At 41.9% G+C, this 26,984-nt stretch carries 29 protein-coding genes; 28 read left to right on the top strand and 1 reads right to left on the bottom strand.

Annotated elements, in window-relative coordinates:
• Positions 1-45 precede the first annotated feature (45 nt).
• From kduI to ACLTWA_RS19275, 4 genes are all read left to right on the top strand, one after another.
• Positions 46-888, top strand: a complete 843-nt coding sequence (gene kduI / locus ACLTWA_RS19290) for a 5-dehydro-4-deoxy-D-glucuronate isomerase (protein ID WP_412329537.1) — start codon at positions 46-48, stop codon at positions 886-888.
• A 354-nt stretch (positions 889-1,242) separates the two neighbouring features.
• The gene (locus ACLTWA_RS19285; protein WP_412329536.1) at positions 1,243-1,920 is read left to right on the top strand and encodes a response regulator transcription factor; all 678 of its coding nucleotides are present in this window, start codon (positions 1,243-1,245) and stop codon (positions 1,918-1,920) included.
• Positions 1,917-3,452 (top strand): sensor histidine kinase, encoded by a 1,536-nt coding sequence (locus ACLTWA_RS19280; protein WP_412329535.1) that lies wholly within the window; start codon positions 1,917-1,919, stop codon positions 3,450-3,452. The genes ACLTWA_RS19285 and ACLTWA_RS19280 overlap by 4 nt, the downstream gene beginning before the upstream one ends.
• Before the next feature lie 103 nt (positions 3,453-3,555).
• The gene (locus ACLTWA_RS19275; protein WP_412329534.1) at positions 3,556-3,747 is read left to right on the top strand and encodes a YjfB family protein; all 192 of its coding nucleotides are present in this window, start codon (positions 3,556-3,558) and stop codon (positions 3,745-3,747) included.
• Positions 3,748-3,824: 77 nt separating this feature from the next.
• Here ACLTWA_RS19275 and ACLTWA_RS19270 read toward each other — a convergent pair whose 3' ends face one another.
• The gene (locus ACLTWA_RS19270) at positions 3,825-5,639 is read right to left on the bottom strand and encodes a glycosyltransferase family 2 protein (RefSeq protein ID WP_412329533.1); all 1,815 of its coding nucleotides are present in this window, start codon (positions 5,637-5,639) and stop codon (positions 3,825-3,827) included.
• A gap of 896 nt (positions 5,640-6,535) precedes the next feature.
• On the opposite strand from ACLTWA_RS19270, the gene flgB reads away from it, so the two are divergent.
• The 24 genes from flgB to flhA all read left to right on the top strand — a co-directional run.
• The gene (gene flgB, locus ACLTWA_RS19265) at positions 6,536-6,916 is read left to right on the top strand and encodes a flagellar basal body rod protein FlgB (protein ID WP_412329532.1); all 381 of its coding nucleotides are present in this window, start codon (positions 6,536-6,538) and stop codon (positions 6,914-6,916) included.
• Positions 6,917-6,933: 17 nt separating this feature from the next.
• Entirely contained in the window at positions 6,934-7,245 is a 312-nt protein-coding gene (locus tag ACLTWA_RS19260; protein WP_412329531.1) for a flagellar hook-basal body complex protein FliE, read from the top strand.
• Positions 7,246-7,271: 26 nt separating this feature from the next.
• Positions 7,272-8,921, top strand: coding sequence for a flagellar basal-body MS-ring/collar protein FliF (gene fliF / locus ACLTWA_RS19255; RefSeq protein ID WP_412329530.1), 1,650 nt, complete (start codon positions 7,272-7,274; stop codon positions 8,919-8,921).
• Positions 8,911-9,927 carry a flagellar motor switch protein FliG gene (gene fliG, locus ACLTWA_RS19250; protein WP_412329529.1) on the top strand — a complete coding sequence of 339 codons (1,017 nt, stop codon included), beginning with the start codon at positions 8,911-8,913 and terminating at the stop codon, positions 9,925-9,927. The genes fliF and fliG overlap by 11 nt, the downstream gene beginning before the upstream one ends.
• On the top strand, positions 9,920-10,741 hold the full coding sequence (locus tag ACLTWA_RS19245; protein WP_412329528.1) for a FliH/SctL family protein: 822 nt from the start codon (positions 9,920-9,922) through the stop codon (positions 10,739-10,741). Before fliG ends, ACLTWA_RS19245 begins: the two co-directional genes overlap by 8 nt.
• 14 nt (positions 10,742-10,755) lie before the next feature.
• On the top strand, positions 10,756-12,057 hold the full coding sequence (fliI, locus tag ACLTWA_RS19240; protein WP_412329527.1) for a flagellar protein export ATPase FliI: 1,302 nt from the start codon (positions 10,756-10,758) through the stop codon (positions 12,055-12,057).
• 21 nt (positions 12,058-12,078) lie between these two features.
• Positions 12,079-12,528, top strand: a complete 450-nt coding sequence (fliJ, locus tag ACLTWA_RS19235; protein WP_412329526.1) for a flagellar export protein FliJ — start codon at positions 12,079-12,081, stop codon at positions 12,526-12,528.
• Between the two features lie 73 nt (positions 12,529-12,601).
• Positions 12,602-13,822, top strand: a complete 1,221-nt coding sequence (locus tag ACLTWA_RS19230; protein ID WP_412329525.1) for a flagellar hook-length control protein FliK — start codon at positions 12,602-12,604, stop codon at positions 13,820-13,822.
• 22 nt (positions 13,823-13,844) lie between these two features.
• The gene (locus ACLTWA_RS19225; protein ID WP_412329524.1) at positions 13,845-14,381 is read left to right on the top strand and encodes a flagellar hook assembly protein FlgD; all 537 of its coding nucleotides are present in this window, start codon (positions 13,845-13,847) and stop codon (positions 14,379-14,381) included.
• Positions 14,382-14,441: 60 nt separating this feature from the next.
• Positions 14,442-14,816 carry a TIGR02530 family flagellar biosynthesis protein gene (locus tag ACLTWA_RS19220; RefSeq protein WP_412329523.1) on the top strand — a complete coding sequence of 125 codons (375 nt, stop codon included), beginning with the start codon at positions 14,442-14,444 and terminating at the stop codon, positions 14,814-14,816.
• Between the two features lie 81 nt (positions 14,817-14,897).
• Positions 14,898-16,502 (top strand): flagellar hook-basal body complex protein, encoded by a 1,605-nt coding sequence (locus ACLTWA_RS19215; RefSeq protein WP_412329522.1) that lies wholly within the window; start codon positions 14,898-14,900, stop codon positions 16,500-16,502.
• 58 nt (positions 16,503-16,560) lie between these two features.
• Entirely contained in the window at positions 16,561-16,764 is a 204-nt protein-coding gene (locus tag ACLTWA_RS19210; protein ID WP_412329521.1) for a flagellar FlbD family protein, read from the top strand.
• Between the two features lie 31 nt (positions 16,765-16,795).
• Positions 16,796-17,590, top strand: coding sequence for a motility protein A (locus ACLTWA_RS19205; RefSeq protein ID WP_412329520.1), 795 nt, complete (start codon positions 16,796-16,798; stop codon positions 17,588-17,590).
• A 55-nt stretch (positions 17,591-17,645) separates the two neighbouring features.
• Positions 17,646-18,458 (top strand): flagellar motor protein MotB, encoded by an 813-nt coding sequence (locus tag ACLTWA_RS19200; protein WP_412329519.1) that lies wholly within the window; start codon positions 17,646-17,648, stop codon positions 18,456-18,458.
• Positions 18,451-19,470, top strand: coding sequence for a flagellar motor switch protein FliM (locus ACLTWA_RS19195; protein ID WP_412329518.1), 1,020 nt, complete (start codon positions 18,451-18,453; stop codon positions 19,468-19,470). The genes ACLTWA_RS19200 and ACLTWA_RS19195 overlap by 8 nt, the downstream gene beginning before the upstream one ends.
• Before the next feature lie 50 nt (positions 19,471-19,520).
• The gene (locus ACLTWA_RS19190) at positions 19,521-19,880 is read left to right on the top strand and encodes a response regulator (protein ID WP_394523127.1); all 360 of its coding nucleotides are present in this window, start codon (positions 19,521-19,523) and stop codon (positions 19,878-19,880) included.
• 24 nt (positions 19,881-19,904) lie between these two features.
• Positions 19,905-20,351, top strand: coding sequence for a flagellar basal body rod protein FlgC (flgC, locus tag ACLTWA_RS19185; RefSeq protein WP_412329517.1), 447 nt, complete (start codon positions 19,905-19,907; stop codon positions 20,349-20,351).
• Between the two features lie 50 nt (positions 20,352-20,401).
• Positions 20,402-21,754, top strand: a complete 1,353-nt coding sequence (gene fliN, locus ACLTWA_RS19180) for a flagellar motor switch protein FliN (protein WP_412329516.1) — start codon at positions 20,402-20,404, stop codon at positions 21,752-21,754.
• Between the two features lie 26 nt (positions 21,755-21,780).
• Positions 21,781-22,131, top strand: a complete 351-nt coding sequence (locus tag ACLTWA_RS19175; protein WP_412329613.1) for a flagellar biosynthetic protein FliO — start codon at positions 21,781-21,783, stop codon at positions 22,129-22,131.
• An 11-nt stretch (positions 22,132-22,142) separates the two neighbouring features.
• Positions 22,143-22,805, top strand: coding sequence for a flagellar type III secretion system pore protein FliP (gene fliP / locus ACLTWA_RS19170; RefSeq protein ID WP_412329515.1), 663 nt, complete (start codon positions 22,143-22,145; stop codon positions 22,803-22,805).
• A gap of 14 nt (positions 22,806-22,819) precedes the next feature.
• Complete coding sequence (locus tag ACLTWA_RS19165; protein ID WP_412329514.1) at positions 22,820-23,080, top strand: flagellar biosynthetic protein FliQ; 261 nt, start codon at positions 22,820-22,822, stop codon at positions 23,078-23,080.
• 27 nt (positions 23,081-23,107) lie between these two features.
• Positions 23,108-23,869 carry a flagellar biosynthetic protein FliR gene (gene fliR / locus ACLTWA_RS19160; RefSeq protein WP_412329513.1) on the top strand — a complete coding sequence of 254 codons (762 nt, stop codon included), beginning with the start codon at positions 23,108-23,110 and terminating at the stop codon, positions 23,867-23,869.
• Between the two features lie 24 nt (positions 23,870-23,893).
• On the top strand, positions 23,894-24,955 hold the full coding sequence (gene flhB / locus ACLTWA_RS19155; RefSeq protein ID WP_412329512.1) for a flagellar biosynthesis protein FlhB: 1,062 nt from the start codon (positions 23,894-23,896) through the stop codon (positions 24,953-24,955).
• A 41-nt stretch (positions 24,956-24,996) separates the two neighbouring features.
• The coding region (gene flhA / locus ACLTWA_RS19150) for a flagellar biosynthesis protein FlhA (protein ID WP_412329511.1) at positions 24,997-26,984 on the top strand (1,988 nt) is incomplete at its 3' end.

Genomic DNA, 26,984 nt, shown 5'->3' with positions numbered 1-26,984 from the left:
AGAGTGGTCAGTTATTTCAAATATTAAGAAGGAGGGTTTTAATAAATGGATATTCGTTATTCAGCGAATCAGAAAGATTTTAAGCGTTATACAACAGAAGAAACCAGAAAAGAGTTTTTAATTGATAATTTATACGTTGCCAATGAAGTGGTTGCTGTTTATTCTCATGTAGACCGTATGGTTACCTTGGGCTGCATGCCGACAACAGAGACTGTTTCCATTGACAAGGGTATTGATATTTGGAAAAATTTTGGGACAAGTTATTTCCTCGAGAGAAGGGAAATCGGTATTTTCAATATTGGCGGAGCAGGAACTATCACAGCAGACGGGGAAGAATTCAAGATGGGATATAAAGACTGCTTATATATCACCAAAGGAACAAAAGAAGTTACCTTTGCCAGTGCAGATGCATCAAATCCGGCAAAGTTCTATATGGTAAGTGCTCCTGCTCATAAGGCATGCAAAACCACTTTTATTCCGATTGAAAAAGCAGCCAAGAGGCCTCTCGGTGCTATGGAGACAGCCAACAAACGTGTTATCAACCAGTTCATTCATCCGGACGTATTGGAGACCTGCCAGCTTTCCATGGGTATGACTGTGTTAGACCCGGGCAGCGTTTGGAACACTATGCCATCTCATACCCATGAGAGACGTATGGAAATCTATATGTACTTTGAGATTCCAAAGGACAATGTAGTATTTCATATGATGGGCGAAGGCAATGAGACCAGACACATCGTTATGCAGAATGAGCAGGCAGTTATCAGTCCTTCCTGGAGCATTCACTCCGGTGCAGGTACCAGCAACTACACCTTTATCTGGGCCATGGGCGGAGAGAATCAGGCGTTCGATGATATGGATACCATTCCTACCACTGAATTAAGATAGTTTTTCTTGATTGGCAGATGCATTCTTCGGGATGCATCTGTTTTTTTGTGCTATGGGAAAGTTCGTCCTATACCATAAAAAAATCCGGGAGAATCCTACAAACGGGATTCTTTCTTGTACCGGAAATTTCGTCCTATACGGTAAAATCCTCTAAAAGAATCGTACATTCGGATTCCTTCTAATTGTCATAAAACGGAATAGCAGGTCATTGTTCCGGGAAGTATCATATGGACAGTCATTTTTATCTAAATCATGTGAAATCTCTGTGAAAATGTAGAAATTCATAGTTTCATTTGTTACAATATGTCTCAGAAATACATTGATTGAAACAGGATCTGATTTCAGGAGGTTGCAATGGAACAGTTAAAAATATTAGTAGTAGATGATGAAGCAAGAATGAGAAAGCTGGTTAAGGACTTTTTGAGTGTAAAAGGCTTTACGGTAGCTGAAGCCTCCAATGGGGAAGAAGCAGTAGATGTATTTTTTGAACAGAAAGATATTGTGCTTATTATCCTTGATGTGATGATGCCGAAAATGGACGGCTGGGAGACTCTTAAAACCATCCGCAAGTATTCCCAGGTTCCGATTATTATGCTGACGGCAAGAGGAGAAGAGCGGGATGAATTACAGGGCTTTGATCTGGGCGTGGATGAATATATCTCAAAGCCGTTCAGTCCCAAAATTCTGGTAGCGAGGGTGGAGGCGATCTTAAGAAGAAGCAATGCAGTGCCTGCAGACGAAGTGGAGATCGGAGGAATCTGTATTGACAAAGCGGCCCATCAGGTGACCATTGACGGAAAAAACATTGAGTTGAGTTTTAAGGAATTTGAGCTGCTTGCTTATTTTCTGGAAAACCAGGGAATCGCTCTGTCACGGGAAAAAATTTTAAATAATGTCTGGAATTATGATTATTTTGGAGATGCCAGAACCATAGATACTCATGTGAAAAAATTAAGAAGCAAGATGGGTGAGAAAGGAGATTATATCAAAACCATTTGGGGAATGGGTTATAAATTCGAGGTGACTCAATGAAACATTCCATAAAAGTACGATACGCCATCATCTTTGTGGGGTTGATGGCATTTGTTCTTATATCTACATGGTGTGTCAACAGCTGGTTCCTGGAGCGCTTTTACACCAGTGATAAGGTACACATTCTGGAAAAGGCCTATACAGAGATCGACAGTATGGTAACACAGGCCAATGAAAGCGGCAAAGGGATCATTGAATATTATAAAGATACCTATGATCAGGATTTTCAAAATGAAGGTCCTGCCCAAAAGCTGTTCCGAACCATGGGGGAGAAATACAACTTAATGCTGGTTTTGATTGACAGCACCACCGATGAAGCACTTATGTCAACCAGCGGCGACCGTCAGTTTCTGAAAAACAAGGTGGAAGATTACATCTTTGGAAAGGATATGCCCGATGCCAGTGTACTGAAAAAGCATGATAATTATGTGATTCAAAAGACCTATGATCACCGGTCGGATTCCTACTATCTGGAAAGCTGGGGATATTTTTCGGACAATAAAACCATTTTTCTCATATCCATCCCTCTTGCCAGCATCCGGGAAAGCGTATCCCTATCCAACCGGTTCCTGGCTTACGTAGGCGTTGTGGCACTTTTTATAGGAAGTATTATTATATATCTGACCACCAAAAGGGTCACTTCCCCCATTCTCACTCTTGCCAATCTTTCGGAAAAGATGTCAGACCTTGATTTTGATGTAAAATACAACGGAACAGAACAAGACGAGATCGGCGTGCTTGGAAACAGCATGAATAAACTGTCCGACCGGTTAAAGGATACCATAGGCAAACTGCGCACAGCCAATGAAGAACTGCAAAAGGACATAGAAGAAAAAGTAAAGATCGATGAGATGCGAAAGGATTTCATTGCCAATGTATCCCATGAACTGAAAACTCCCATTGCCCTGATTCAGGGATATGCGGAGGGACTTACGGAAGGAATGGCCGAAGACCCGGAAAGCCGTGATTATTACTGTGAAGTTATCATGGATGAAGCCAATAAGATGAATAAGATGGTTCGCCAGCTTTTAAATCTCACGGCCATTGAATTCGGCAATGATAACCTTCAGCTGGAACGGTTTGATTTAACAGAGCTGATCCGGGGAGTCATTAGTTCTGCCGGAATTTTGATCCAGCATAAGGAAGCAACCGTAAAGCTGGAGGATTGCGGCCCTATCTATGTATATGCCGACGAGTTTAAAATCGAGGAGGTCATTACCAATTATTTAAACAATGCCCTCAATCATCTGTCTGGTGAACGGAAAATTGTAATAACTGCAGAGGAGAATGGGGAACAAGCTCTGGTAACGGTATTTAATACAGGTCAAAGCATACCGGAGGAAGATTTATCAAAATTATGGACCAAGTTCTATAAGGTGGATAAGGCGCATACCAGGGAATACGGAGGCAGCGGCATTGGACTTTCTATTGTAAAAGCCATCATGGATTCCCATAAGCAGGCCTGCGGTGTACGGAATGTGGTTGGCGGAGTGGAATTCTGGTTTACCTTGGATTGTTATAGGGAAAATTGATTTTAGATATTTCCTCTTATCATAGGATATCCGTAAGCCGATAGTTATGTACAGGCAAGTAAAAGATAGTGCCATAAAGTGTACGTTTGTGAAAGGAGAAAATATGGATATTGCAGCAGTCAGTATGGAGATGAGTACCTCCAGAATACAGCAGAGCGCAAGTCTCAGTGTAGCAAAAAAGGCGATGGATAATCAGGAACAGCAGGCTGCCGGGCTGATTGCCATGATGGATCAGGCAGTGCCGGTTCAGGCTCCCGGAAGCGGTTTGGGACAGGTTATTGATGTAAGAGCATAAATAAATGAATCCCTGTTAAGGTGGATTACGTCCGCTGCCTTAACGGGGATTTTTTATGTTACAGGAAAGTTTGGAACTTATTCTTTTTTTGTGGCGAGGACAAAATACCTGTTTAAATGTTCCGTCCGGTTAGGTCTCAGTTCTGCCGGAAGATTGGGTTCCAGAATTGCATTTAACTGTGTATGGATCCCCAATCCGTTTAATATGGAAATGGGTTCTATAATAGGGATCAGAGTGACAGAATGCTTTTCGTTTAAAAGTCTTTCCTCCTCCAATGCTTTTTTAAAGCCAAAAGAATAAGGGTTATTTACATAAAATGCCAGCACTCCACCGGCCCTCAGCCGTAAGGCACATTCCTTTAAAAGTTCTGCAAAATCCGGATAAACGGATAATTCTCTTCCTATTATAATATACTGATAGCTTCCTTCTGGAATATGGTTGTGCAGTTCTAAAACCGATTCAGGCAGGGAGATCACGCCATTTAATGGTTTTAGGTCTTCTTTCAGGTTTGGGTCACTGACCACAAAGGACAATGAAACATTTTTCCCCAGTCTTTTTAAAAGGGTCTTTAACTGTATGACATCAGCCCCATAACCGGGATCGATTCCAAGAATGGGAATATCCACAGGCTGGTCTGCAAATGTAGTTTCCAGATGATCAAGCAGGTAAGGATCATAGCAGAAATTGTTCCCCCATGGGTCAACGCCATGTTTTTGTATAAATAAATTTCTTCCATTATGCAAAGTCCGGTTTTTTAACTGATCCTCCCGCCCGGAGATGCTTCCAAAGTGATAGCACCAGGTATCTTTGCATAAAATCTGTTTGTATCCGGCTCTTCTTGCCCGCAGGCTGAAATCATCATCCCAGAACTCCATGGTAAAAAAATACCGGTCTGCAAAACCAATGGTATCCACCTTATCCATATCGTAAAGCGCAATGACAGGCATGAGCCGGCAGCGTTCTTCCCATAAGTATGGGCATGGAGTATTATGTTTCCTTGCTTCTTCTTCTGCGTTTTCCGGAGTGAAATCCGCCACCATTCCCTGGCGGTTGCTGGTGTTTGGAGTGCTGGGTGCTACGGAAATGATATCAGGGGCAGACTGGATACAGGTCAGTAGATTATCCAGCCAGTTGCTTGTTAATATGGTGTCATTATTAACAAAAGCCGCATATTTTCCTTCGCAGACGCGATACATCAGGGAAAAGATCATAGCTTTTACATTTTCTTTTAATGTCAGAACCTTACGGATCCCCAGTTCCTTGAAATAATCCTCGGTCCCGTCGGTGGAGCCGTCGTTAAGAAGGATGAGCTCGCAGGAGTTTTTTGACAGGTCTGTATTTCTAAAAAGGCTTTCCAGGCACTTTTTTGTATACTCCACCTTATTATAAACCGGAATAAATATGGATACTAAGTATTTTGAACCCCGGTTTTCATATGTGTTTCTGTGGTTTGGTATAAATTCATGTTCATAATAGTGGGCCATCTTTTCCTTGTCCGGATAGATCAGAAGCCAGAAATAAGTATCTTCCTTCCACTCCTTCAAAAAAGGAATCAATTGAAATTCAATAAAATCCTCAGCTTTGCTTATAAGTCCTGCCTCTATTTGCTCAGAGATCATATCAATGGTCCATTTGATGTTTTCGTACATAGCACGGTAGGATACAGGCAGATCAAGCACTTTCTGATGGGAGCATACCGGTTGTAATTCTGACAGAACAATGGATATGATCCTTAAATGACTTTGGCTGTAAGCTATTTCCTGATGAGATAAGGAAATATGCAATTCATGGGCAATGGTTATGAGAAGTTCCTGGAGCTTGACTGCCTTTTTATATAATTCTTTCTCTTCTGCTGCGGTAGTAATTTCTGTGGTTATAGATTCTGTATTCATTTTACGTCCTCTTATTCAAAACAAAGATATCATCAGAATGATGGCTTTTCCTCGTTGCTAAGCCCTTTGACTATAAGTGTCTTTCATTATGCCTGAATGATATAAATTAACAGGTTGCTGTGGGTGGATTTTTCTTTATTGTTATATTATATGAACCATAATTTGATTTATTGAATATAAGGTGTGTTTGCAGCCGGAAGTTTTCAGGCGAAAGCCAGTGAATGGCTTCGGATAATTTGCAAAAATATTTGAATCAGATTTCAAAAAATAAAAACGTGAAAAGTAAAGTTTACCCTTAATATAAGAAAGCCCATGTTTTGTTTTATTTTTATTCAGAAAAAGCGGGATGTAAAAATCTTGATAAAAAGACAATATTCGACGAAAAACACTTATTATTTTAGAATCAGGTTTCGATATATGTATAGAAATGGTAATAAATTGAAATTTATAACCGAATTTAAGGAAAACTAAGAAAAATTATTATCCTCAAAAAAATATATGGAGTTGTTTAATATAGATGACAGGAAAAGAATGTGGGCGGGATGTAATTTGATTTGGAGGTGGTTGGTGCTTTCTGAAATCATGAAGTGATTTATCTATAATAGAAGAAGAAATGCAAAAGCAGAGGGAAAGATTTTCTGTTTCTGCTTTCGTAAAATAAAGATTATACAAATTGCCAAATAGAAGGTCCGAATATAACCAGTATTTGGATATTGGCTTACTAGAACTTTCTTGACAATATTTGTAATAAAATGTAAAATAAAGTAAGTTAAAAATTACAAAAAAATAATAATTTTGGAATAGGTTGTCGAAATTTAACTACATTTTAGTAATTTGACAGTCTGGTACGAATGAAAGGTACTTTTACCAAAGAAGTGAAAGCGAGGAACAATCCGATGAATTCAATATTTGGAAATAATATTTCCATGGCGGAGAAAAGTCTGGATTATCTGTGGTCGAAACAAAAGATAACCCTTAACAATATTGCCAATGGAGATACCCCTGGGTATAAAGCCCAGTATGTGACGTTTGAAGATGAATTCCGCAAGCGTCTGATGGCAGGGAAAAAAGGCACATCTCAGGAGATAAGCAATATCATAGGAAGTTCCAGGCACCTTGTACGGAATACGAATGATGAATCTGCAAGATTGGATGGGAATAACGTCAATATGGACGTGGAGAATGTGGAACTGGCCAGGACTACGTTACAGTACCAATATGAACTGAATGCTTTAAACAGCGACATAAGCAGACTTAGAACGATTATTAAAGGCTAAAACAGGAGGTACATAAAATGGAACAGATGTTCATAACACCCATCAATCCGCTTAATTCCATTGGGGATATAGGAAATGACAAAAAGGTAACTTACGGCCAGGCCGGAGGCGCTGCATTTCATGATATCTTCAAAGAAGCAATTCAGAATGTAAAAGATACGGATGCAGATTTGGCGACACAGGAATATTTATTGTCTACGGGACAGATTGACGATCCCCATACGGTGCCTGCAGCGGCAGCGAAAGCCCAGTTATCGGTAGATCTTTTGGCCGCGCTACGAAATAAAGCATTGGAGTCTTATAATGAGATCATTAGAATTGGTATTTAAGATGGATAACGGGGCGGACTAATGCGATGGAAAAAATTAAGGAATTTTTAGGCAATATTAACAGCAGAACAAAAAAGATTATTTTAGCTGGAGTTGTAGGTGTTTTCGTTGTAGCAGGATCGGTAATCATAGCATTGTCAATGAGGGAAAAACCTTATGAAGTAATGTTTACTGGTGTTGGCAGTGAAGAGGCAAAGCAGATCATAGGAAAGCTTCAGGAGGACGGAGTCTCCTACCAATATGAAGGTGGAGACATCATGGTACCTGTAGAGCAAATGGATATTACCAGAGCAAAACTGGTTTCAGAAGGATATCCAAAAAGCGGTTTTACCTATGATGTATTTAAAAACAATGTAAATTTGATGACCACGGATTCCGATCGTCAGACGTTTAAGCTTTATGATCTGGAGACAAGAATCGGATCAACAATTCAACTTTTCGATGGCGTAAAAGAAGCATATGTTACGATAGCCCTGGGAGAAACTTCTAAGTATGCGCTGTCTGAGGACAGTGCTAAGGAAGCGAGTGCCCAGGCTGTTGTCGTTATGAAGGATGGAGGCTCTCCTACAGAGGAGCAGGCAAAATCCATCCAGCTTTTGATTTCACGAAGCATACCAGGCATGGTTATCGATAATGTTTCTGTATTTGACGGTAACGGCAGGGAGGTCTCTGTTAGTTCCGAAGAAGATGACATTGATAATGGAAAAGCCAGTGAGGAGATCGCAAAGGTTATTGAGGATCAGATAGCCGCAAAGGTCATGAATGTTTTAGGGCCTGTATATGGAAACGGAAACGTTAAGGTTTCTGCCAAGGTCACTGTCAATATGGATAAGCTGATCCGCGAGAGCATTGTTTACAATACTCCGGATAAGATTGATGAAAGAGATAAGACAGGAATTATTTCAGAAGAATCCATTGGCAGAGAGTTTTCCGGAGACAGTCAGACTGCATCCGGTGTCGCCGGATCAGAGGCAAATGCTGACATTCCTGAATATAATGCAGCAGGGACCGGTACGGGAGCAGATAATGCATACGCTTCCAGCAGCCTGGACAGAAAGTTTCTTGTTAATCAGATTAAAGAACAGGGGCAGGTGAATCCGGGAAGTCTTGAGAACCTCACGGTTTCAGTTGTGGTGAATGGAACTGATTTTGGTACATTGACGGTAGATGATATTCGCAATCTGGCAGGGAATGCAGCCGGTATTGCACAGGCGGACAGAGGGGAAAAGATTACGGCAGTAGCAGCTCCGTTTTACACGGTTGACGTCCCGACAGAGCCGGATACCCCGGTTGAGACAGGGGGGAATGGTCTTATTATTAATCAATGGATACTCATAGCGGCAGCAGCCGGCGCATTATTGCTTATATTATTAATTGTTCTGGCAATAAGACACAGAAATAAGAAGAAGGCAATGATTGCTGATTTTGAGGATAGCCAGGAGGATGTTCCTGTTCTTCCTGAAATTCCGGAAGAAGAGGAAGAAGAAGTAGTAGAGGAAGTAGAGGAAGAGATGGCAGAGGAGGAGAAGGAGGAAGAGCCCGAGATTTTTGTTCCGGAAGTGGATCGGGGCGCAGAACTGCGTGAGAACATCCGTGACTTTGCTGAACAGAATCCGGAGATTTCAGCCCAGCTGCTGAAAACATGGTTGAACGGAGGGAACAATAATGACAACTAGTATGACAGCTGGTATGAGACCAGAACAAAAAGCAGCAACCGTCATTGTTTCGCTCGGAGTAGATAAAGCGTCCAAGATTTACAAGTATCTGTCGGAAGAAGAGATTGAGAAGCTGACCGTCGAGGTGGCAAAGCTTGGTCATGTGGAAGCGAAAGCAACAGAGGAAATACTTGATGAGTTTTATAAAACCTGTCTGACTCAAAAGGTTGTGACAGACGGAGGTCTGGAGTACGCAAGAACGGTGCTGGAAAAGGCTTTTGGGGAAAGCACAGCCAACAATCTGCTTCAAAAGGTGACTCAATCATTAAAGTCCAGATCATTCGGATTTATCCGGAAAAGCGATTCAAAAAATCTGTTTTCGATTCTGCAGCATGAAAGAGCGCAGACCATTGCACTTGTTCTCTCTTACACCACAGAAGATATGACTGCGGAACTGATCTCTGAACTTCCGCCGGACAAACGGTTTAAGGTTGTAGAAGCAATTGCCAGAATGGAAAGTGCATCTCCGGAGGGCATTAAGATTGTAGAGGATGAGATCAAGAAGAAGTTCTCAGGAATTATTACTACGGATTATACAACCGTAGGCGGTATCGATTATATTGCAAACGTCATGAACCGCATGGACCGTGGAAACGAAAAACTTATCTTCGAGGAACTGGGGAAAAAGGATGCAAATCTGGCAGATACCATTCGAAAGAAGATGTTCGTATTCGAAGATATTGTTACTATGGACAACCGTTCGATCCAGCGTTTTATCCGCGAGTGCGATTTAAAGGATATGGTTTATGCGCTTAAGGGAACGACGGAACAGATTGCCGATGTTATTTTCGCCAACATGTCCAGCCGTATGAGAGAAAGCATCAAGTCAGATATGGAAGTAACTGTTAACGTTCGTGTGAAGGATGTTCAGGAAGCTCAGCAGAGAATTGTTGCAACCATCCGGCGTTTGGAAGAAGAAGGCGAGCTGATAATCAGCAAGGGCGGAAAGGATGATATCATTGCCTAATATTATTAAAGGGATGCAGATCGCAGACCGTGTTTTGGACTATGGTTTTGACAAGACATTTGATGATATCATTATGATTCCTAAAAAGAAGGAAGCGGCAGAAGAAAAGGTAGAAGAGCCGGTAGAGGAACTGGTCGTTGAGCCGGTCACTGATCATATAGCGGAGCAGCTGAGAGCCGAAGCTGAAGATTTGCACAGACAGGCTTCAGAAGCATATGAGGAAGCGCTAAGGCAGTCAGAGGAGATCCTGTCAAAGGCAAGGGAAGATGCTGAAAAAATCCGGGTAGAAGCAAGAGAAAGCGGATATCAGGAAGGGTATGAGGAAGGACTTCGGGAAGGAAGTGCAAAGGCATACGGGGATCATAAGACAGAGCTTGACTTGCAGTTGGAAGAATTTCGTTCTGCCATGAAAGCTTCCATTGAGAGCGTTACTCAGGAAAAAGACCGGCTTCTGGAAAAATATATTGATGATTTAAAGAAGATCACTTTGACAATTGCAGAAAAGGTAATTCAGACCAGCTTGAAATCAAGCGGAGAGATCGTAAAACGAATGATTGTAGGGGCAGCCGGAAAGCTGAAAAAAACCCAATGGGTAAAAATCTATGTATCCCAAAAGGATGCCGGGATGATGATACAGGGAGATGTTGGGTTGCTGAATGAGCTGTCTCACATCTCCAGTAATATCAAAATCATTTCCATGGATCATGCAGAAGACGGTACCTGTATCATTGAACTGCCGGAAGAGATTATCGATGTCAGTGTCAACACCCAGATTGAAAATATTAAGGGGATACTGAATAATGCCAGACTGTAGCAGGAGGAGCCCGTATGTTTAAGGAACTTTCCGATCTTATAATGAAGACAGAGACCATAGACCATATTGGTAAGATTGAGAATATTGTAGGAATGTCCATGGAAGCATCTGGCGGAAAGGCCAGCATCGGTGATATTGCATATATTTACAATGAGGACAAGCAGGAACAGATTCCGGTGGAAGTGGTCGGATTCAAAGATGATAAGATACAGCTGATGGCTTATGAAAACATGAGCGGTATTGCAGCCGGCAGCTTTGTAAGAAACACCAAGCGCCGTTTGAAGATACCGGTAGGCGAGTTTTTGAGAGGGCGGATTATTGATGCAAAAGGAGAGCCGATGGATGGAAAAGGGCCTTTTGAATCACCCCGTTTTTATTATGTGGAAAATCCGTACATAAATCCCATGACCAGGCCGCCCATTTCAGAAAAGCTGGAATTTGGAGTTAAGGCAATTGATGGCCTGAATACCATAGGAAAAGGTCAGCGTATCGGAATCTTTGCAGGTAGTGGTGTTGGTAAAAGTACTCTGCTCGGTATGATTGCCAGGAATGTAAAAGCAGATATCAATGTGGTGGCTCTGGTTGGAGAGCGAGGCCGGGAGGTCAGGGAATTCATAGAGAAGGATCTTGGACCTGAAGGAATGAAACGTTCCGTTTTGGTAGTTGCTACCTCTGACCAGCCGGCTATGCTTCGGATGAAGTGTCCGCTGGTTGCTACGACGATTGCAGAATATTTTAAAAACCAGGGCAAGGATGTATTGCTTATGATGGATTCTCTTACCCGTTTTGCCATGGCCCAGCGGGAGATTGGACTTGCCATTGGAGAACCGCCGGTAGCCCGTGGATATACGCCTTCGATTTATGCTGAATTTCCTAAACTTCTGGAACGAAGCGGTAATTTTGAACAGGGCTCCATTACAGGGATCTATACGGTTCTGGTGGAGGGTGATGATACCAATGAACCTATCGCCGATACGGTGCGGGGGATTGTGGATGGACATGTGGTGCTCAGCAGAAAACTGGCTAACGCAAACCATTTCCCGGCTATAGATATAAGTGCCAGTATCTCCCGTTTGATGACCAATATCGTTTCAGAGGAACATCGGGCGATGGCTTCCCGGATTCGTGATATTTTAAGTGTGTATGAAAAAAATGAAGATTTAATTTCCATTGGTGCCTATAAAAGCGGAACCAATCCGAAGCTGGATATAGCAATCGCAAAGATTGATAAGATCAATGAATTTCTGTGTCAGGGTGTGCAGGAAAATGACAGCTATGAGGAAATACTTGACAAAATGAAAGAAATTTTAACATAAAGTTGAGAAAGCGGGCTACAGATGAAGAAATTTAATTTCCCTCTAGATACTGTTTTAAGTTATAAAGACCAGGCTCTGGATAATTTGAAAAGTGAACATGCCCAGATCCTGGCTCTGGTGGCGCAGCAGGAAGAAAAGGTCAGCAGCCTTACAGAACAAAGGAGAGCTGCCTGTATCCGGTTTCAGGAAGAAACCCATTGCGGTATGGCAATTAATGTTATGCGTGAATATGAGTGCTACATCACTTATATGCAGCAAAGGATCCTTTTAGAGGAAGGAAAATTAAAGAAGCTTAGAAAAAGAGAAGAGCTGAAACGCAATGAAGTGGTAGAAGCCAGAAAAGAAAAGGCCTCTATTGAGAAGTTAAAAGAGAAGAAGCTTGTGCAGTATAACAAAGAGGTACTTCGCAGCGAAGAACTGTTCATTGAGGAATTTGTTTCCAACAAAATGTCAGTACAGGGAAGCCGGTAATCTGTCTGACGAAACTCAGACAGTTGCCATAGATAAAAATGCCTTATGGCAGGAAAGAAAGGAGGGAAATGAGATGGATATGAAGACTGGTTATGTAGATCTTGTTGACAGGCAGATATCCGGCACCCGAAAAAAAGAGGGGAAAACGGAGGAAGGTATTTCCGGTTTTAAAAACCTGTTAAAGGATAAGAACCAGAAGAAACAGACGGGAGCAGAAGATCAGGGAACAGAAGCCCAGGCAGCTGCAGCTGAAACAGCAATGCTTTATATGAATGGCAAGGCATTGGAAGTCCCAAATGAAGAAACAGCCCTTTCTGTATCAGGAATGGAATTGTTCCGTCCACAGTCGGAAACAACAACTACTGCCGGGGCAGTACCGGTTAATAAGGATTCTGCAAATCTTTTACGCACCATCAGCCCCATGCAGATGTTACATTCAATGAACATAAAAGATCAGGCGGATGGAGAGGAAGACATCATCGCTGGAAGTAATGGTTTTGTTGATCTTTTCCCAGAGAAATCAGAAAAAACACCGGGTTTATCTCTTCTTAAAGGTCTGAACTTACAGAAGGCTGGAAACCAGACAGCGATGACAGAAGCTTTGGACCAGTCACAAAACGCAGACCAATCCGTGAAAGCTACTGCTTTATCAGATGAATCATTCACAGAGGCAGTCGTGGCTGAAACCGGTAAAGAGGCAGAAGGGCTGGCTGCAGCAAAAGGTAGTAAACTTTCCGAAAAGGAAAATTTAGAGAAAGAAGATAAAGTATCTGAAAACACCTTTGGCAGTATTCAGGAAAAGAACTATGAACCGACTCATGTGATTCGGACAGAGGAAGACAAGGCTGTCACAGTAACCGTAAATGAAAGCAATCCGGAGGAACTGGATGCAAAATTATCCGGGCAAATATTAAGCCAGATAAAAACAGGAAGAAATAATCTGGAGCTTCAGCTGGAGCCCCACAATTTAGGAAAGATACTTTTAAAAGTTTCCTATGAAGAAAACCAGGTGAATGTGTCAATTATCTGTTCCGAAAGTAAGACTCTAAAACTGCTTTCGCATTCAGCCGCTGAAATCGGTTCTATATTAGAAGCCAATGTGGAACGCCCGTTCCATGTTGTTGTTGACAAGCAGGAACCTGATTATCTGCAGAACCAGCAGGATAACCGGCAGGACAGGGGACAGGACCAGCATCAGCAACAGCAGAAACAGGCCGATGATCATGCAGAGGACTTCCTTCAGAAACTGAGGCTTGGGATTTTTGGAGCGGATAGCGGTTATACAGAGGAGTAATTGATTAATAAGGAGATAATGTATGGCAATTGATGTAAGTGGTTTAACAACGAATGCGTTAACCGGAGCAACCACGGCCAAAAAAAATAGCGAACTGAGTACGGAGAGCTTTTTCAGACTTTTGGCGGCCCAGCTGCAGAATCAGGATATGTCAAGTCCTATGGACAACTCAGAGATGATGACTCAGATGACTCAGATTGCCATGATGCAGGCGATGGATAATTTCTCGACAGCCATGGATGACTTTGCTAAAGTTAATACCATTAACTATGGCACTTCTATGATCGGCAAGAAGGTTTTGATTGCCACTACCGACAAAGATGGGAATATGGTTAAGAAAGAAGGTATCGTATCCAGAGTAGATATCTACAATGGCAGTCCTACTCTCTATCTTGAAAATGATTCAACCAATGGTTACCCTGTTTCCGGCATTATGAGCGTATACGACAAGAATGTAACGGATACCAATACGGATACAGACACAAATACGGATACAGATACCAATACGGATACAGATACAGACACAGATGGCACAGAAAAAACTGGTGAAAGCAAATAGCGTATAAATGATACCGATATAGCAGATACCAGCAACAATAATTAAGACAGGTGATGCTGCATGATTGAAAAGTTAAACCAATATGAGGACGTCCGGCAGTTAAAACTGCGGAGCTCTGCTGCAATTTCAGAATGCGGCAACAGCTTTAGTGATTTGCTTCATAGCCGCATAAACAGTAAAGGGAATCTTCAATTTTCCCGTCATGCGGCAGAACGGGTAAATGAAAGAGGAATCGAGATGTCGGATTCATTTTTAAATGACTTACAGTCCGCTGTTGAAAAAGCCCGTTCAAAAGGTGCAAAAGATGTGGTGATCATAAGTGAAAGAGGGGCATTTATTGTAAATGTTCCAAACAATACGGTTGTTACCACCATGTCAGGAAAGGAAATGAAGGATAATATTTTTACTAAAATTGACAGTGCCGTTTTATTATAGCCGGACCATTATGGAGGCTTATCCTGTGGGTCCGATTGATCGCAGGAGAATGGTGAATAAAGTACAGAGAGGAAAAAGCGTATGGTCAAATCAATGTTCGCTGGTGTAGCAGGGCTTAGAGCTCATCAGTCAAAAATGGATGTTATCGGTAACAATATAGCTAACGTTAATACATGGGGGTATAAGGCTGCTAATATGTCCTTTAAGGATGCCATGTATCAGTCTACTTCAGCAGGATCTTCCGGTAGTACGGAAGATGGAGGATATGGTGCCGTCAATGCTAATCAGATTGGGTATGGTGTAACTACCGGCTCTATTTCATATGATTTTAGTACGGGAGGAATATCCCCCTCCAACAGTGGTCTGGACTGCATGATAGAAGGAACCGGATTTTTCCTTGTAGGACCAATGATTAATGGCGGAAACGTTTCTTTGGATTCAGAAGATGCTATAAAGTCCAGCGGTTTATATCTATCCAGAGTCGGCAAATTTAAGGTCGATCCTAACGGATACTTGACTGATGATAGCGGTAATTATGTATATGGTTTTAAAAACAATGATATAAACGGAAACACAGATTTTGATAAAGGGGCTTTGTCTCCTTTAAGAATTCCCACTAATGGAGATATGGCGAGTGTGGCTGGTAAGGACTCAAACGATAAGCTAGAGGCAGCCAGAAAAAAATTAGAGGAAGCGAAAGTAGCTTACCAATCAGCTTCTTTGGCATTGGCGGATGCCAGAGCTGCAAGCATTGATGCCAGGGAGAAATATGAGTTAGCATATAAAAAAAATGGAATATTAGATAAGTTAACGATTCGTAATGATGCGAAAGACGCAGCAGATGAAGCTTATTCCAAATGGAAAAGTGAGACAGACCCAGTTAAGGCAGATTCGTTAAAAATTGTTTATGAAACGGCTTTAGACAAATTTGAATTGGCTGATGCAGACCTTCTTGTTGCACAGTTTGAACTTCGAAAATCACCTACAAGTGCTAGTCATGCGGCTGGTGAATTAACAGACGCAATTAAAGCATACAGAAATGCAAATGCAGCTATTGAAGGAAAAAAAGAAACAGACCCTGACTATCCGGCTTTGAAAAGTGCTTTGGATACGGCAAAACAAGAATTAAATGATATACAGGAAAAACTGGCAAAGGTTGATCCTGATTCTATTGAAGGAAAGCGTGATGCAGCTGTCCTAGCAGAAAAGGCAGCTGGTGCAAAATTAGATGATGCGGAACGAAGCCAGAAAGCTGCAGAAACCCAATATACCAATGCGCAGACCTCGAACATGACTACACAGGAAAAAGGTGCAGCAGATGCAGATGCTTTAGCCAAGTTTGACAGCTATAAGGTTCTGGAGGATGGTTCTGTTGTGGGAACAACATTGGATAGTAAAAGTGTTGTCATCGGTAAAATCGCACTGGGTGGAGTAACAAACACTGGAGGTCTTGAAAAGGACAGCGGTTATTATTATACAGTTGGTGCCAGTGCTGGTAATGTTAGCGTATATGAAGGCGGCGGCACCCAGGGAAAGATTCGTAGTAATGCTCTTGAGATGGCAAAGGTTGACCTTGCGACTGAGATGACAGACATGATTACTACACAAAGAGGTTTCCAGGCAAACTCAAAGATCATTACAGTTACCGACCAGATGCTTGAAGAACTGGTTAATATGAAGCGGTAGTCATTATCATGATTTGGAGAGGCAGTAACTGCCTCTCCGGATTTAGGGGGATTATGCAATGATACATTTAACGAGGTTAAATGATGAGGATTTCGTGGTCAACTGTGCACAGATTGAACGTATTGAGTCCATACCGGAATCCAATGTCATATTAATGAATGGCAAGCACTATGTGGTGCAGGAAAGTGTGGATGAGATCATTGACCGGGTAGTGGAATACAATGCACGAATTTTAAAAGAGGTTCAGAGGCTGAAGCTATGAGCTGGGCTTAAGTGAACATGGGAGGTTATTCATGGATGTATCTTTGATAGTGGGGTGGATACTGGGGATTATTCTGATCGTTTTTGGGATTGGAGTGGAAAAGGTAGTTGATTTTGTTGACGTACCCAGTGTTATCATCGTTATCGGAGGCATGATGGCAGCACTTATTGCCAGTTATCCATTTAGAATGCTGGTCCAGATGCCCAAACATATGGCAATCATGCTGGGGGCCCAGAAATACAATGCAGGTGAGGTCATCTATAAGTTTTCAGATATGGCTCAGACTGCCAGAAAAAGGGGGCTTCTGGTACTGGAGGAGCAGGCTGCTTTGATACAGGATCCCTTTTTGAAACAGAGTGTCATGCTGATTGTGGATGCAGTCGATGCGGAACGGATCCGGGAGATTCTGGAAGGAGAAGTGAATGCGTTGATTGACCGCCACGAACAGCAGATCAGTATTTATGAAAAATGCACTTCGCTGGCGCCTGCTTTTGGTCTTATAGGAACTCTTGTTGGGTTAATCAAAATGCTGAAAGGAGTGAATATGGATCAAGGTGCAGGAAACATTGGTGCAGACATGTCCCTGGCACTGATGGCAACCTTTTATGGCTGCATACTGGCCCATCTGTTTTTTGCGCCGATGGCAAAAAAACTTCGGATTCGTAATGAAGAAGAAGTGATATACAAGCAGATTATAATAGAAGGTGTACTGTCGATTCAGGCTGGAGATAATCCCAAATTTCTGGTGGAAAAGCTTTTTTCTTATCTGTCTCAGAGCCAGCAGAAAAAGTTTATAAGAAATGAAAGTATGGGGGGATCCGGCTGAAATGGTGCATCGTAGGGTGAATTCCAACTAGGGGATTTTAAAAACAGGTGGTTATATGATTAAGAAGTATAAGAAACAGGAAGAATCCGGAGGTTGGCTGGATACATATGGTGGAATCGTTACGCTCCTTTTGTGCTTTTTTATCCTGCTGTATTCTGTTTCTTACGTTGACCAGAACAAATGGAAGATGTTAGTTGGAAGCTTTAAACCCATTGCATCGGAAGAAAACGGTAAAGATATACCTCCGGTTCGTGAAAATGAGGGAGAGTCCGCTCAATATGCTCCTTCTGAGAATGATGATATTACAGATTTTAATCAACTGTATCTGGTTTTAAAACAGATAATTGAATCGCGAAATTTACAGGATTCTGTCGAGATTACTCCTGGCAATGGCTTCACATTTATATCATTTCGTGATAAAGTATTTTTTGACGGAGACAGTTCCATTCTCCGGCAGGAAGGAAAAGAAGTACTGGATCAATTTGCATTTGCTTTTCATAAAGCGGACGGCATGATAAAAGAAGTACAGGTTTTGGGACACACGTCTCAGTGGAACCCGGAAAGACCGAATAATATTCGTAATGACCGAATGCTGTCAGCGCAGCGTTCTGCGGAAGTAATCATATATCTTCAGAGTAAAAATGCAGTTTCTCCAGAAAAACTGGTGAGTATGAGTTTCGGCCAGTACCGCCCGGTCGCACCATCTGACACAGAAGATGGGAGGGCGCAAAATAGCCGCATGGAGATTTTGATCACCAAAAGCAACGTAGTGGAGAAATCCCTGGAAGAGTACTATAATCAGGTATATCATCAGGATCAGTTAGAAACGGACAATCAAATAAAAAGCGGGAGTGAAACAGATGGCTGAAGTATTATCCCAAAGTCAAATTGATGCACTGCTCAATTCCCTTTCGGGAACTGATGAGTCTATCGATAAGATTGATAAAAAAGGAAATGAAGCAAAATACAGGAAGTATGATTTTTACAGTCCTAAAAAGTTTACAAAAGATAAACTGAAAATATTAAAAAGCATATTTGATAATTATTCCAGAATTGCCGGTTCCCAGATTAACGGCTTATACCGGACCTCCAGTGAATTATCTGTTGTTACGGTGGAGGAACAGCGTTATTATGAATTTGGAAATGCGCTCAATGATAATGATGTGCTGACCATTGTCAACGTAACAGTGCCCAATGCTCCTCAGAGTCCGCCTCTTTTAATAAATGCCAGTATGAGTCTGATGTTAAGCCTTATCGACCGCATGCTTGGAGGCGTAGGGGAAGAAGCAGACGTTGATGAATATTATACCTATACAGAGATCGAAATGGCTCTGTACCGAAAGGTGATTCAGTACTTAATAGGAGCTCTTAAAGATTCCTGGTCCAGTTATGTCAATTTGAATTTTGAATTGGACAGGCTGGAAGAGAACCCGGGAATGTTTCAGGAAATTGGTGTTGATGAAACCATTGTAATCGTTGTAATCGATGTGGAATTAAAGGAATGTACTGGCAGATTGAATGTTTGTATTCCGGGGTCATTGCTTATGAACATATTTGCTATTATGGATAAGAAGAAACACAGTGCTATGGGCGATGAATATAAGAGCCAGGACAACCGACAGGAGATCTTTAACAGTATTAAAGGATCTGATTTGCTGGTTCGTGCAAAAGTCGGCGATGCTGTGATAACTCTTGATGATATCTATAACCTGCATGTCGGTGATGTTGTCAATCTGAATACTCCTAAGGAATCCGACGTGGAATTGTTTGTAGAGAGTCAGCCATGGTTCAAAGGCCAGTTAGGTGTCCACAAACGGAATGTTGCGGTACAGATTAATGATTTAGTTGATAAGGGAAATTACCAGACCAGTGAAAACTGAGTCGGGGATTATATAAAGTAATATAGGATAATAAAAGGAGATGTAAAGAAATGGCAAAAATATTATTAGTAGATGATGCAGCATTTATGAGAATGATGATTAAGGACACGTTATCTAAAAACGGTTATACGGATCTGTACGAAGCATCTGATGGGGCGCAGGCAGTGCAGATGTTTTCCGAAATCAATCCGGATCTGGTTATCATGGATATTACCATGCCGAATATGGACGGATTAGAAGCATTAAAAGCAATCAAAGCAAAAGCTCCAGATGCAGCTGTTGTTATGTGTTCTGCAATGGGTCAGGAAAGTATGGTTATTGAAGCGATTAAGTCCGGTGCAAAGGATTTTATTGTAAAGCCATTTAAGCCAGACCGTATTCTTAAGACAGTCACTGGCATTATCGGCTAAGGCTGATATTTGAGGAGGGTACATATGTCATTTTTAAGTTCTATGAACATCAGTGCGTCAGCGATGACCGCACAGCGCCTTCGTTTGGATGTCGCATCTGAGAATATCGCCAATATTGATACTACAAGGACAGAAGCCGGCGGCCCCTATCGAAGAAAAATGGTAGTACTTGAAGCCAGAAATGAAAATAGTTTTAAAAAAGCACTGATGAACGCGGCAGGCAAGAGTCTGCAGCAAAGTACAGGGGGTGCCAGGGTATCACAGATTGTGGATGACACCAGTCCTTTAAAGTCTGTTTATAACCCGGAACATCCGGATGCGGATGAAGATGGCTATGTACAGATGCCTAATGTGGATTTAATTAAGGAGACCGTAGACAGCATGTCTGCAACCAGGTCCTATGAAGCCAACATAACTGCATTTAATGCCATAAAGATGATGGCTTCCAAGGCATTGGAAATCGGGAAATAAGGCAAAATATGGCATAGAGGGCTAAATGAGTATAAAGGGAGAAAAGTTGTATGGATTCGAAGAATTTTAGCGCATTTGAGATTGATGCCATAGGTGAAATACTAAATATAAGCCTTGGTGCCTCAGCCACTGCAGTATCTACCATGCTCAATGCCAGAGTTGATATTACTACACCAGTGGTTAGGGTATTAACAAGGGAAGAATTTGAAATTTCAAACCTGGAGCCGGCAGTTGGGGTGGAGATTCAGTATACTGCGGGATTAAGCGGAAGCAATATTATGCTTCTTAAAAAACATGATGTAAAAATAATCGTGGATATGATGATGGGGATGGAAACCCCTGAAGAAGAGTTTGAGTTAAACGAACTGAATATCAGTGCGATCTGTGAAGTTATGAATCAGATGATGGGTTCATCTGCAACAGCGTTGTCTGAGTTTTTGACAAAAACAGTAAATATTTCCACACCCACATCGTTTGAGATTGGGGATATAGATGATTTTAAGATTAAATATTATGAAGAAAATGAGGTAATGGTTGTAGTCGGCTTTACATTAAAAATTGCGGACCGTCTGGAAAGTGAGTTTATTAACGTAATGCCTCCGAGCCTTGCAAAAGAACTGGTTGGTGGATTTTTCACTCAGGAAACTCTGGATTCCGAACCGGAACCGGTGAAAGAACCTGAAAAACCAGCTGCATCATCAGGCAGCGGTATGCTGTCACAGGCTGAAATTGAAAAACTTTTAGCCGGTAGTGCAGCACCGGAATCCAAAATAGAACCGGACCCAAAGCCAGAACCGCAGCCAAAAGCGGAATCGCAGCCGGGTGGAGGATCATCAGGCGGTGTGATGTCTCAGGACGAGATCGAAAGACTTTTGGCCGGCAGTAAAAATGCCAAAGAACCTAATACGGTACAGCCGGTAGCAGCTGCACCTATAACAGGAGGACAGATGTTAGGAGCCGATCAATCATCCATGCAGCAGTTGATGGATCAGATACAGGCGCAGCAGCAGATGATGAATCAGATGCAGCAGATGATATTGCAGCTGCAGAACAGTCAGCAGAGCGTAAATAAGAATGTACCTGAACCGAAAACGATAAATGTTAAACCAGTTCCTCAGAAGAATTTACAGGACAGAGCAGGTAATTATGAGGAGCAGGAAGAAAACCGTGAATTGATTATGGGAGTACCGCTGGAAGTTTCCGTAGAAATAGGAAGAACCCGGAAGCTGGTAAAGGATATTCTGGAATTCACAAAAGGATCTCTGGTCGTTCTTGATAAATTAGCAGGTGATCAGGTTGATTTATATGTAAATGGACGTTGCATTGCCAAAGGTGATGTTGTTGTTGTTGATGACAATTTTGGTATTCGGATTACGGAAATTGTTAAAGGCAATATGGAGTAGAGAGGAAGTGGCAGTCGTTGAACAGTGTGATTAGTCTGGCATCAGTGCTGATTCTTACCATTCTGATTCTGTACTTAAGCTATGTATTTACAAAGAGCCTGGGGAAGGGCATCGGATTGAAACGTGGGGGAACATGTATGCAGATGCTGGACAGGCTACCGCTGGGACAGGATAAAGCGGTCGCTGTTGTTCGGCTGGGCAGTCGTTATTACCTCATTGGTATCGCCTCTTCACAGATTACACTTCTTGCAGAAGTATCAGGAGAAGACATAAATTTGAAAACGGTTGAATCCTCACTGCCAGCAGGAGGAGAAGGATACCCTGATTTTAAGAAATTGTTGAAAAAATATACGGACAGACACAGGAAAGATGAGTAAGGAGGAACAGAATGAATACAGATGCCTTGATTAATATTAATGGCGGCCGGGTGCCAACCCTGGAGCTTTTTCTCATTCTGACCATCATTTCATTGATGCCTTCAATTTTAGTGATGATGACGTCCTTTACAAGGATTGTCATTATCTTGTCTTTTACCAGAAATGCACTTGGAATTCAGCAAACACCTCCAAACATGGTTTTGGTAGGAATCGCATTGTTCTTAACGCTGTTCATCATGGACCCTGTGATTAAGGATATTAATACAAATGCATACCAGCCTTATGTCCGGGAAGAGATAAAGCAGGAAGAGGCACTGAAGCGGGCAGAGGTTCCCATGAAAAGGTTTATGTTAAAACAGACAGAGACATCGACTTTAAATGTTTTTGTGGATCTTTCAAAAATAGAAAAGCCTGAGAATTTAGAAGATCTTCCGATGACAGTTGTAATTCCATCCTTTATGACCTCTGAGCTGAAAAGAGCGTTTACCGCAGGATTTATGATTTTCCTGCCGTTTATGCTGGTGGATATTATTGTATCCAGTACGCTGATGTCAATGGGTATGGTAATGCTTCCGCCGGCAATGATTTCCCTTCCGTTCAAGCTTCTTTTATTTGTAACGGTTAATGGCTGGGAACTGTTGTTTACAAATCTGGTTAAAAGCTTTCATTACTGACAGGAGGAATATAAATGACAGAAGTTGCGCTTAGCAGCATGATGTATGAGATGTTTGGGGCAGCGGTCAGGCTTGCCGGCCCGGTTTTAATCGTTAGTATGATTGTTGGTATTTTAATATCTATTTTGCAGGCAGCTACCCAGATTCATGAACAAACCATTACCTTTGTGCCAAAACTGTTGGTCATAGGCCTGATACTCTTGATTATGGGAAGTAATATGATGGAGATGCTTTGTGATTATACGATACATATTTTTAATACTATGCTGGGATGAGTGGAAGCAGTGGAAAGGAAGATTTAAATGCCTGACATAGAACAAATGATGCTGTTTTCCCTGATTTTGATGAGAATGTCAGGATTTATCCTGCTCAATCCCATTTTAGGAAGAAAGAACATTCCGGTACAGGTGAAGGGTGGAATGGTTATTGTATTCACGCTTCTCGTTTATTCATTTTCTTCTGCTCAGGTGCCGGAGCCGGTCAATTCCATTGAATATGCAGTACTACTGATTAAAGAATTTGCCATGGGTTATGTTATCGGGTTTGTAATGGAATTGTTTTTTCTGGTCATTACCTTCGCCGGTTCCATTATTGATTACCAGATGGGCTTGTCAATGGCTACAATTTTCGATCCTCAAAGCAATGCTCAGATTGCTTTGAGCGGCAGTATATACCACACCTATTTTATGCTGTTGTTTTTTGCCGTAGATGGTCATTTGGCACTTTTTAAGCTTCTCATAACATCAGCGGAAGCGGTTCCCTATGGGCAGGTGGTTTTTGGCACTCAGGTCGCCTGGGCTATGGTGGAAATTTTTATCCAGTGTATTGTTATGGCTGTCAAATTTGCTTTACCGATTATGGCCATTCAATTTCTGACAGAAATTGCAGTTGGAATATTAATGAAAATCATTCCTCAGATCAATGTGTTTGTTATTAACATACAGGCAAAGCTCCTCATTGGTTTACTGATGCTTGTTTTCCTGTTTTCCCCTATGTCGGATTATCTGGGAGATATTATAAGTCAGATGCTTTTGACAGTGGAGAGTACGATTAGACTTTTATGAATGCAAAGGATGTGAGGAAGGTAAATGGCTGAAGGATCAAAGACCGAGAAGGCCACCCCGAAAAAGCGGCGGGATGAGCGAAAAAAGGGACATGTTGCAATAAGTAAAGATGTGGTCATGATAGGTTCTTTGCTTGGAATCTTTGTGATGCTTAAGATGCTGTTTCCACTTATCTATCGGACCATGCGGGATTATATGGTAAAGTATTTAAGCCTTGCGCCTGCAGTCGAGACGCTGTCTGATTATACGACCAGTGCATACAAAGATAGTATAATTGCTGTTTTAAAGGGAGCAGTACCGATTCTTGTTGTATCCATGTTGCTGGCAATTATCGGAACCGGTTTACAGACGAAATTTATATTTACAAAGAAAAATCTTCAGCCTCAGTTTAGCCGGCTGAATCCCATAAGCGGAATAAAAAAGCTTTTTTCATTAAAGAGTCTGGTAGAACTGCTGAAAAGTATTATAAAAATTCTAATTCTAGCAACCATTCTCTATCAGATTATAATGGGAGAACTGCGAGGGGTAGCCAGAACCATTGACATGGATATTAAGGATTCTGCAGTCTATATTCTCAATTCAGTTATGAGCATGGTCTTTAAAGTTTCTATCATATTTCTGGGTGTTGCTGCTTTTGACTATCTCTATCAATGGTGGGACTATGAACGCCAGATTAAGATGTCCAAGCAGGAGCTAAAAGAAGAATATAAGCAGACAGAAGGAAATCCGGAAATCAAAGGAAGAATCCGTAACCTGCAGAGGGAAAGAGCAAGATCTCGTATGATGCAGGCGGTTCCTACTGCAGATGTAATTGTCCGTAATCCAACCCATTATGCAGTGGCTTTGCGCTATGATCTTGAGAAAGATAACGCTCCCATGCTGGTCGCAAAAGGACAAGATGAGCTGGCACTTAGGATTGTTGCGGTTGGTGAGGAACATGGAGTATATGTACTGGAAAATAAACCTTTAGCCAGAGGGATTTTTGCCAGTACGCAAGTGGGGGCGGAGATACCTCCGGAGTATTATGGTATGGTTGCAGAAATTCTGGTTTACGTATACCGTATGAATAACAAAATCATAGAATAGAAAAAAGCAGAAGAGATACTTGAAAGAAATGGTGTAAAAGAATGAAGAATTTACTGAAAAATTCCGTTGTAGTATTTGTCATTATGATTGTACTTCTGTTGATTATCCCATTGCCACCATTTTTCATGGATGTAATGATTATCATAAATATTGCCCTATCCATGATTATCTTACTGATAAGCATGAATATTAAAGAGCCCTTGGAATTTTCCATATTTCCTTCCCTGCTCTTAATTACTACATTATTACGGTTGGGATTAAATGTATCTTCCACACGTAATATTCTGGCAAATCAGGGATCCTCCGGTCTGGTAATCAAGGCATTTGGAGATTTCGTATTACAGGGGAATATCGTTGTCGGTTTTATTATATTTATAATCATTGTTTTGGTGAACTTTCTTGTCATCACCAAGGGTACAGAGCGTGTATCAGAGGTTGCTGCCAGATTTACTCTGGATGCCATGCCAGGTAAGCAGATGGCCATTGATGCAGATTTAAGTTCCGGCCTGATCAATGAGCAGGAGGCAAAACTAAGACGATATAAGATTCAGAAGGAAGCCGATTTTTACGGTGCTATGGATGGTGCGACCAAGTTTGTAAAAGGTGATGCGATCATGGCCATCGTTGTTGCCTTCATTAACTTTATCGGTGGCGCCGTTATCGGTATGGTACAGTCCAATCTGCCTTTTACTGAAGTAATGACGATTTACAGCATTGCTACGGTAGGTGACGGTTTGGTTTCTCAGATTCCTTCTCTTTTGATTGCGACTGCCACGGGTATGATTGTAACCAGAGCCGTATCAGAAGGAAGCTTAAATGAGGATGTGTCGGCACAGTTTTTGGCTCAGCCCAAGGCAATCATGCTTACCGGTATCGTTATGGTAGTGCTCATGCTGGTTCCTGGAATGCCTAAATTGCAGCTTGCAGTTATGGCAGTCGTACTTGTTGCAAGCGGGATCCAGTTGGAACGGAAAGTGAAACAGGCAGCTGTCAAGCTGGAAGTTTCTGAGGCTGCACAAGCTATGGAAGAAATGGCTCAGCCTCCTTCAGATGAAGAATCCTATTACCGGGATGTGAATAATGTTTATTCTTTGATTCATGTGGAACCTATTGAAATGGAGTTTGGATACAGTCTGATTCCCCTGATTGATGAGAGCAGCGGCGGTAAGATGATTAACCGGATTGTTATTTTCCGGAGGCAGTATGCTCAGGATATGGGGTTTGTCATTCCCTCTGTCAGGCTTAGAGACAGTTCCAGTTTAAACACGAACCAGTATGTCATTAAGATCAGAGGCGAAGAAGTGTCCAAAGGAGAAATCCTGGTGGATTATTATCTCGCTCTTGAACCGCCGGTGCTTGCTGGTGAAGTAGACGGTATCGAGACCATTGAACCTGCCTACGGAATCCCCAGCAAGTGGATTCGCCCGGAGAATAAGGAAATGGCAGAAATCTATGGATATACGGTTATTGATCCGCTTTCCGTAATGCTTACACATCTGTCTGAAACCATTAAGCAGCATGCGCATGAGCTTCTGGGACGGCAGGAGGTGATGCAGCTGTTGGATAATGTAAAGAAACATTCAGCAGAACTGGTGGACGAGTTGTTTCCCAATCAATTCACCTATGGAAATCTCCAAAAGATCCTTAATAACCTGGTAAAAGAAGGAGTTCCAATTAAGGACATGGAGACGATTCTGGAAACGATCGTCGATTCACTTCCCACAACCAGGGATATTGATGTCATAACTGAAAACATTCGAATCGCCTTGAAAAGAACAATTACCAGAATGTTCTGCGAAGGAGGGCAGATGAAAGTTCTGACCCTGGACGCGGATCTGGAAAAAAATATTATCAGCAGTATGGCTAAGGGAGAACAGGGCGTGTATCTTGCCCTAAGCCCTGATGTGATGCAATCGGTAATCGGACAGATGGGTGAGCAGATTAAGAAATTCAGTGATCTGAATCAAAAACCGGTAGTTCTAACGAGCCAGGTTGTCAGACTGTATTTTTATCGCTTGATTGAACAGTT

Origin of the sequence: Lacrimispora sp. (genome assembly GCF_046972725.1) — a bacterium.
GTDB lineage: Bacteria > Bacillota > Clostridia > Lachnospirales > Lachnospiraceae > Lacrimispora.
Note: the sequence above shows the minus strand (reverse complement) of the source record. Positions and strands in the feature narration are given on the sequence as shown.

What these genes read in the sequence shown, in the direction of transcription:
- kduI (WP_412329537.1), top strand. Translation starts at nt 46, where the DNA reads ATGGATATTCGTTATTCAGCGAATCAGAAAGATTTTAAGCGTTATACA.
- ACLTWA_RS19285 (WP_412329536.1), top strand. Translation starts at nt 1,243, where the DNA reads ATGGAACAGTTAAAAATATTAGTAGTAGATGATGAAGCAAGAATGAGA.
- ACLTWA_RS19280 (WP_412329535.1), top strand. Translation starts at nt 1,917, where the DNA reads ATGAAACATTCCATAAAAGTACGATACGCCATCATCTTTGTGGGGTTG.
- ACLTWA_RS19275 (WP_412329534.1), top strand. Translation starts at nt 3,556, where the DNA reads ATGGATATTGCAGCAGTCAGTATGGAGATGAGTACCTCCAGAATACAG.
- ACLTWA_RS19270 (WP_412329533.1), bottom strand. Translation starts at nt 5,639, where the DNA reads ATGAATACAGAATCTATAACCACAGAAATTACTACCGCAGCAGAAGAG.
- flgB (WP_412329532.1), top strand. Translation starts at nt 6,536, where the DNA reads ATGAATTCAATATTTGGAAATAATATTTCCATGGCGGAGAAAAGTCTG.
- ACLTWA_RS19260 (WP_412329531.1), top strand. Translation starts at nt 6,934, where the DNA reads ATGGAACAGATGTTCATAACACCCATCAATCCGCTTAATTCCATTGGG.
- fliF (WP_412329530.1), top strand. Translation starts at nt 7,272, where the DNA reads ATGGAAAAAATTAAGGAATTTTTAGGCAATATTAACAGCAGAACAAAA.
- fliG (WP_412329529.1), top strand. Translation starts at nt 8,911, where the DNA reads ATGACAACTAGTATGACAGCTGGTATGAGACCAGAACAAAAAGCAGCA.
- fliI (WP_412329527.1), top strand. Translation starts at nt 10,756, where the DNA reads ATGTTTAAGGAACTTTCCGATCTTATAATGAAGACAGAGACCATAGAC.
- fliJ (WP_412329526.1), top strand. Translation starts at nt 12,079, where the DNA reads ATGAAGAAATTTAATTTCCCTCTAGATACTGTTTTAAGTTATAAAGAC.
- ACLTWA_RS19230 (WP_412329525.1), top strand. Translation starts at nt 12,602, where the DNA reads ATGGATATGAAGACTGGTTATGTAGATCTTGTTGACAGGCAGATATCC.
- ACLTWA_RS19225 (WP_412329524.1), top strand. Translation starts at nt 13,845, where the DNA reads ATGGCAATTGATGTAAGTGGTTTAACAACGAATGCGTTAACCGGAGCA.
- ACLTWA_RS19220 (WP_412329523.1), top strand. Translation starts at nt 14,442, where the DNA reads ATGATTGAAAAGTTAAACCAATATGAGGACGTCCGGCAGTTAAAACTG.
- ACLTWA_RS19215 (WP_412329522.1), top strand. Translation starts at nt 14,898, where the DNA reads ATGGTCAAATCAATGTTCGCTGGTGTAGCAGGGCTTAGAGCTCATCAG.
- ACLTWA_RS19210 (WP_412329521.1), top strand. Translation starts at nt 16,561, where the DNA reads ATGATACATTTAACGAGGTTAAATGATGAGGATTTCGTGGTCAACTGT.
- ACLTWA_RS19205 (WP_412329520.1), top strand. Translation starts at nt 16,796, where the DNA reads ATGGATGTATCTTTGATAGTGGGGTGGATACTGGGGATTATTCTGATC.
- ACLTWA_RS19200 (WP_412329519.1), top strand. Translation starts at nt 17,646, where the DNA reads ATGATTAAGAAGTATAAGAAACAGGAAGAATCCGGAGGTTGGCTGGAT.
- ACLTWA_RS19195 (WP_412329518.1), top strand. Translation starts at nt 18,451, where the DNA reads ATGGCTGAAGTATTATCCCAAAGTCAAATTGATGCACTGCTCAATTCC.
- ACLTWA_RS19190 (WP_394523127.1), top strand. Translation starts at nt 19,521, where the DNA reads ATGGCAAAAATATTATTAGTAGATGATGCAGCATTTATGAGAATGATG.
- flgC (WP_412329517.1), top strand. Translation starts at nt 19,905, where the DNA reads ATGTCATTTTTAAGTTCTATGAACATCAGTGCGTCAGCGATGACCGCA.
- fliN (WP_412329516.1), top strand. Translation starts at nt 20,402, where the DNA reads ATGGATTCGAAGAATTTTAGCGCATTTGAGATTGATGCCATAGGTGAA.
- fliP (WP_412329515.1), top strand. Translation starts at nt 22,143, where the DNA reads ATGAATACAGATGCCTTGATTAATATTAATGGCGGCCGGGTGCCAACC.
- ACLTWA_RS19165 (WP_412329514.1), top strand. Translation starts at nt 22,820, where the DNA reads ATGACAGAAGTTGCGCTTAGCAGCATGATGTATGAGATGTTTGGGGCA.
- fliR (WP_412329513.1), top strand. Translation starts at nt 23,108, where the DNA reads ATGCCTGACATAGAACAAATGATGCTGTTTTCCCTGATTTTGATGAGA.
- flhB (WP_412329512.1), top strand. Translation starts at nt 23,894, where the DNA reads ATGGCTGAAGGATCAAAGACCGAGAAGGCCACCCCGAAAAAGCGGCGG.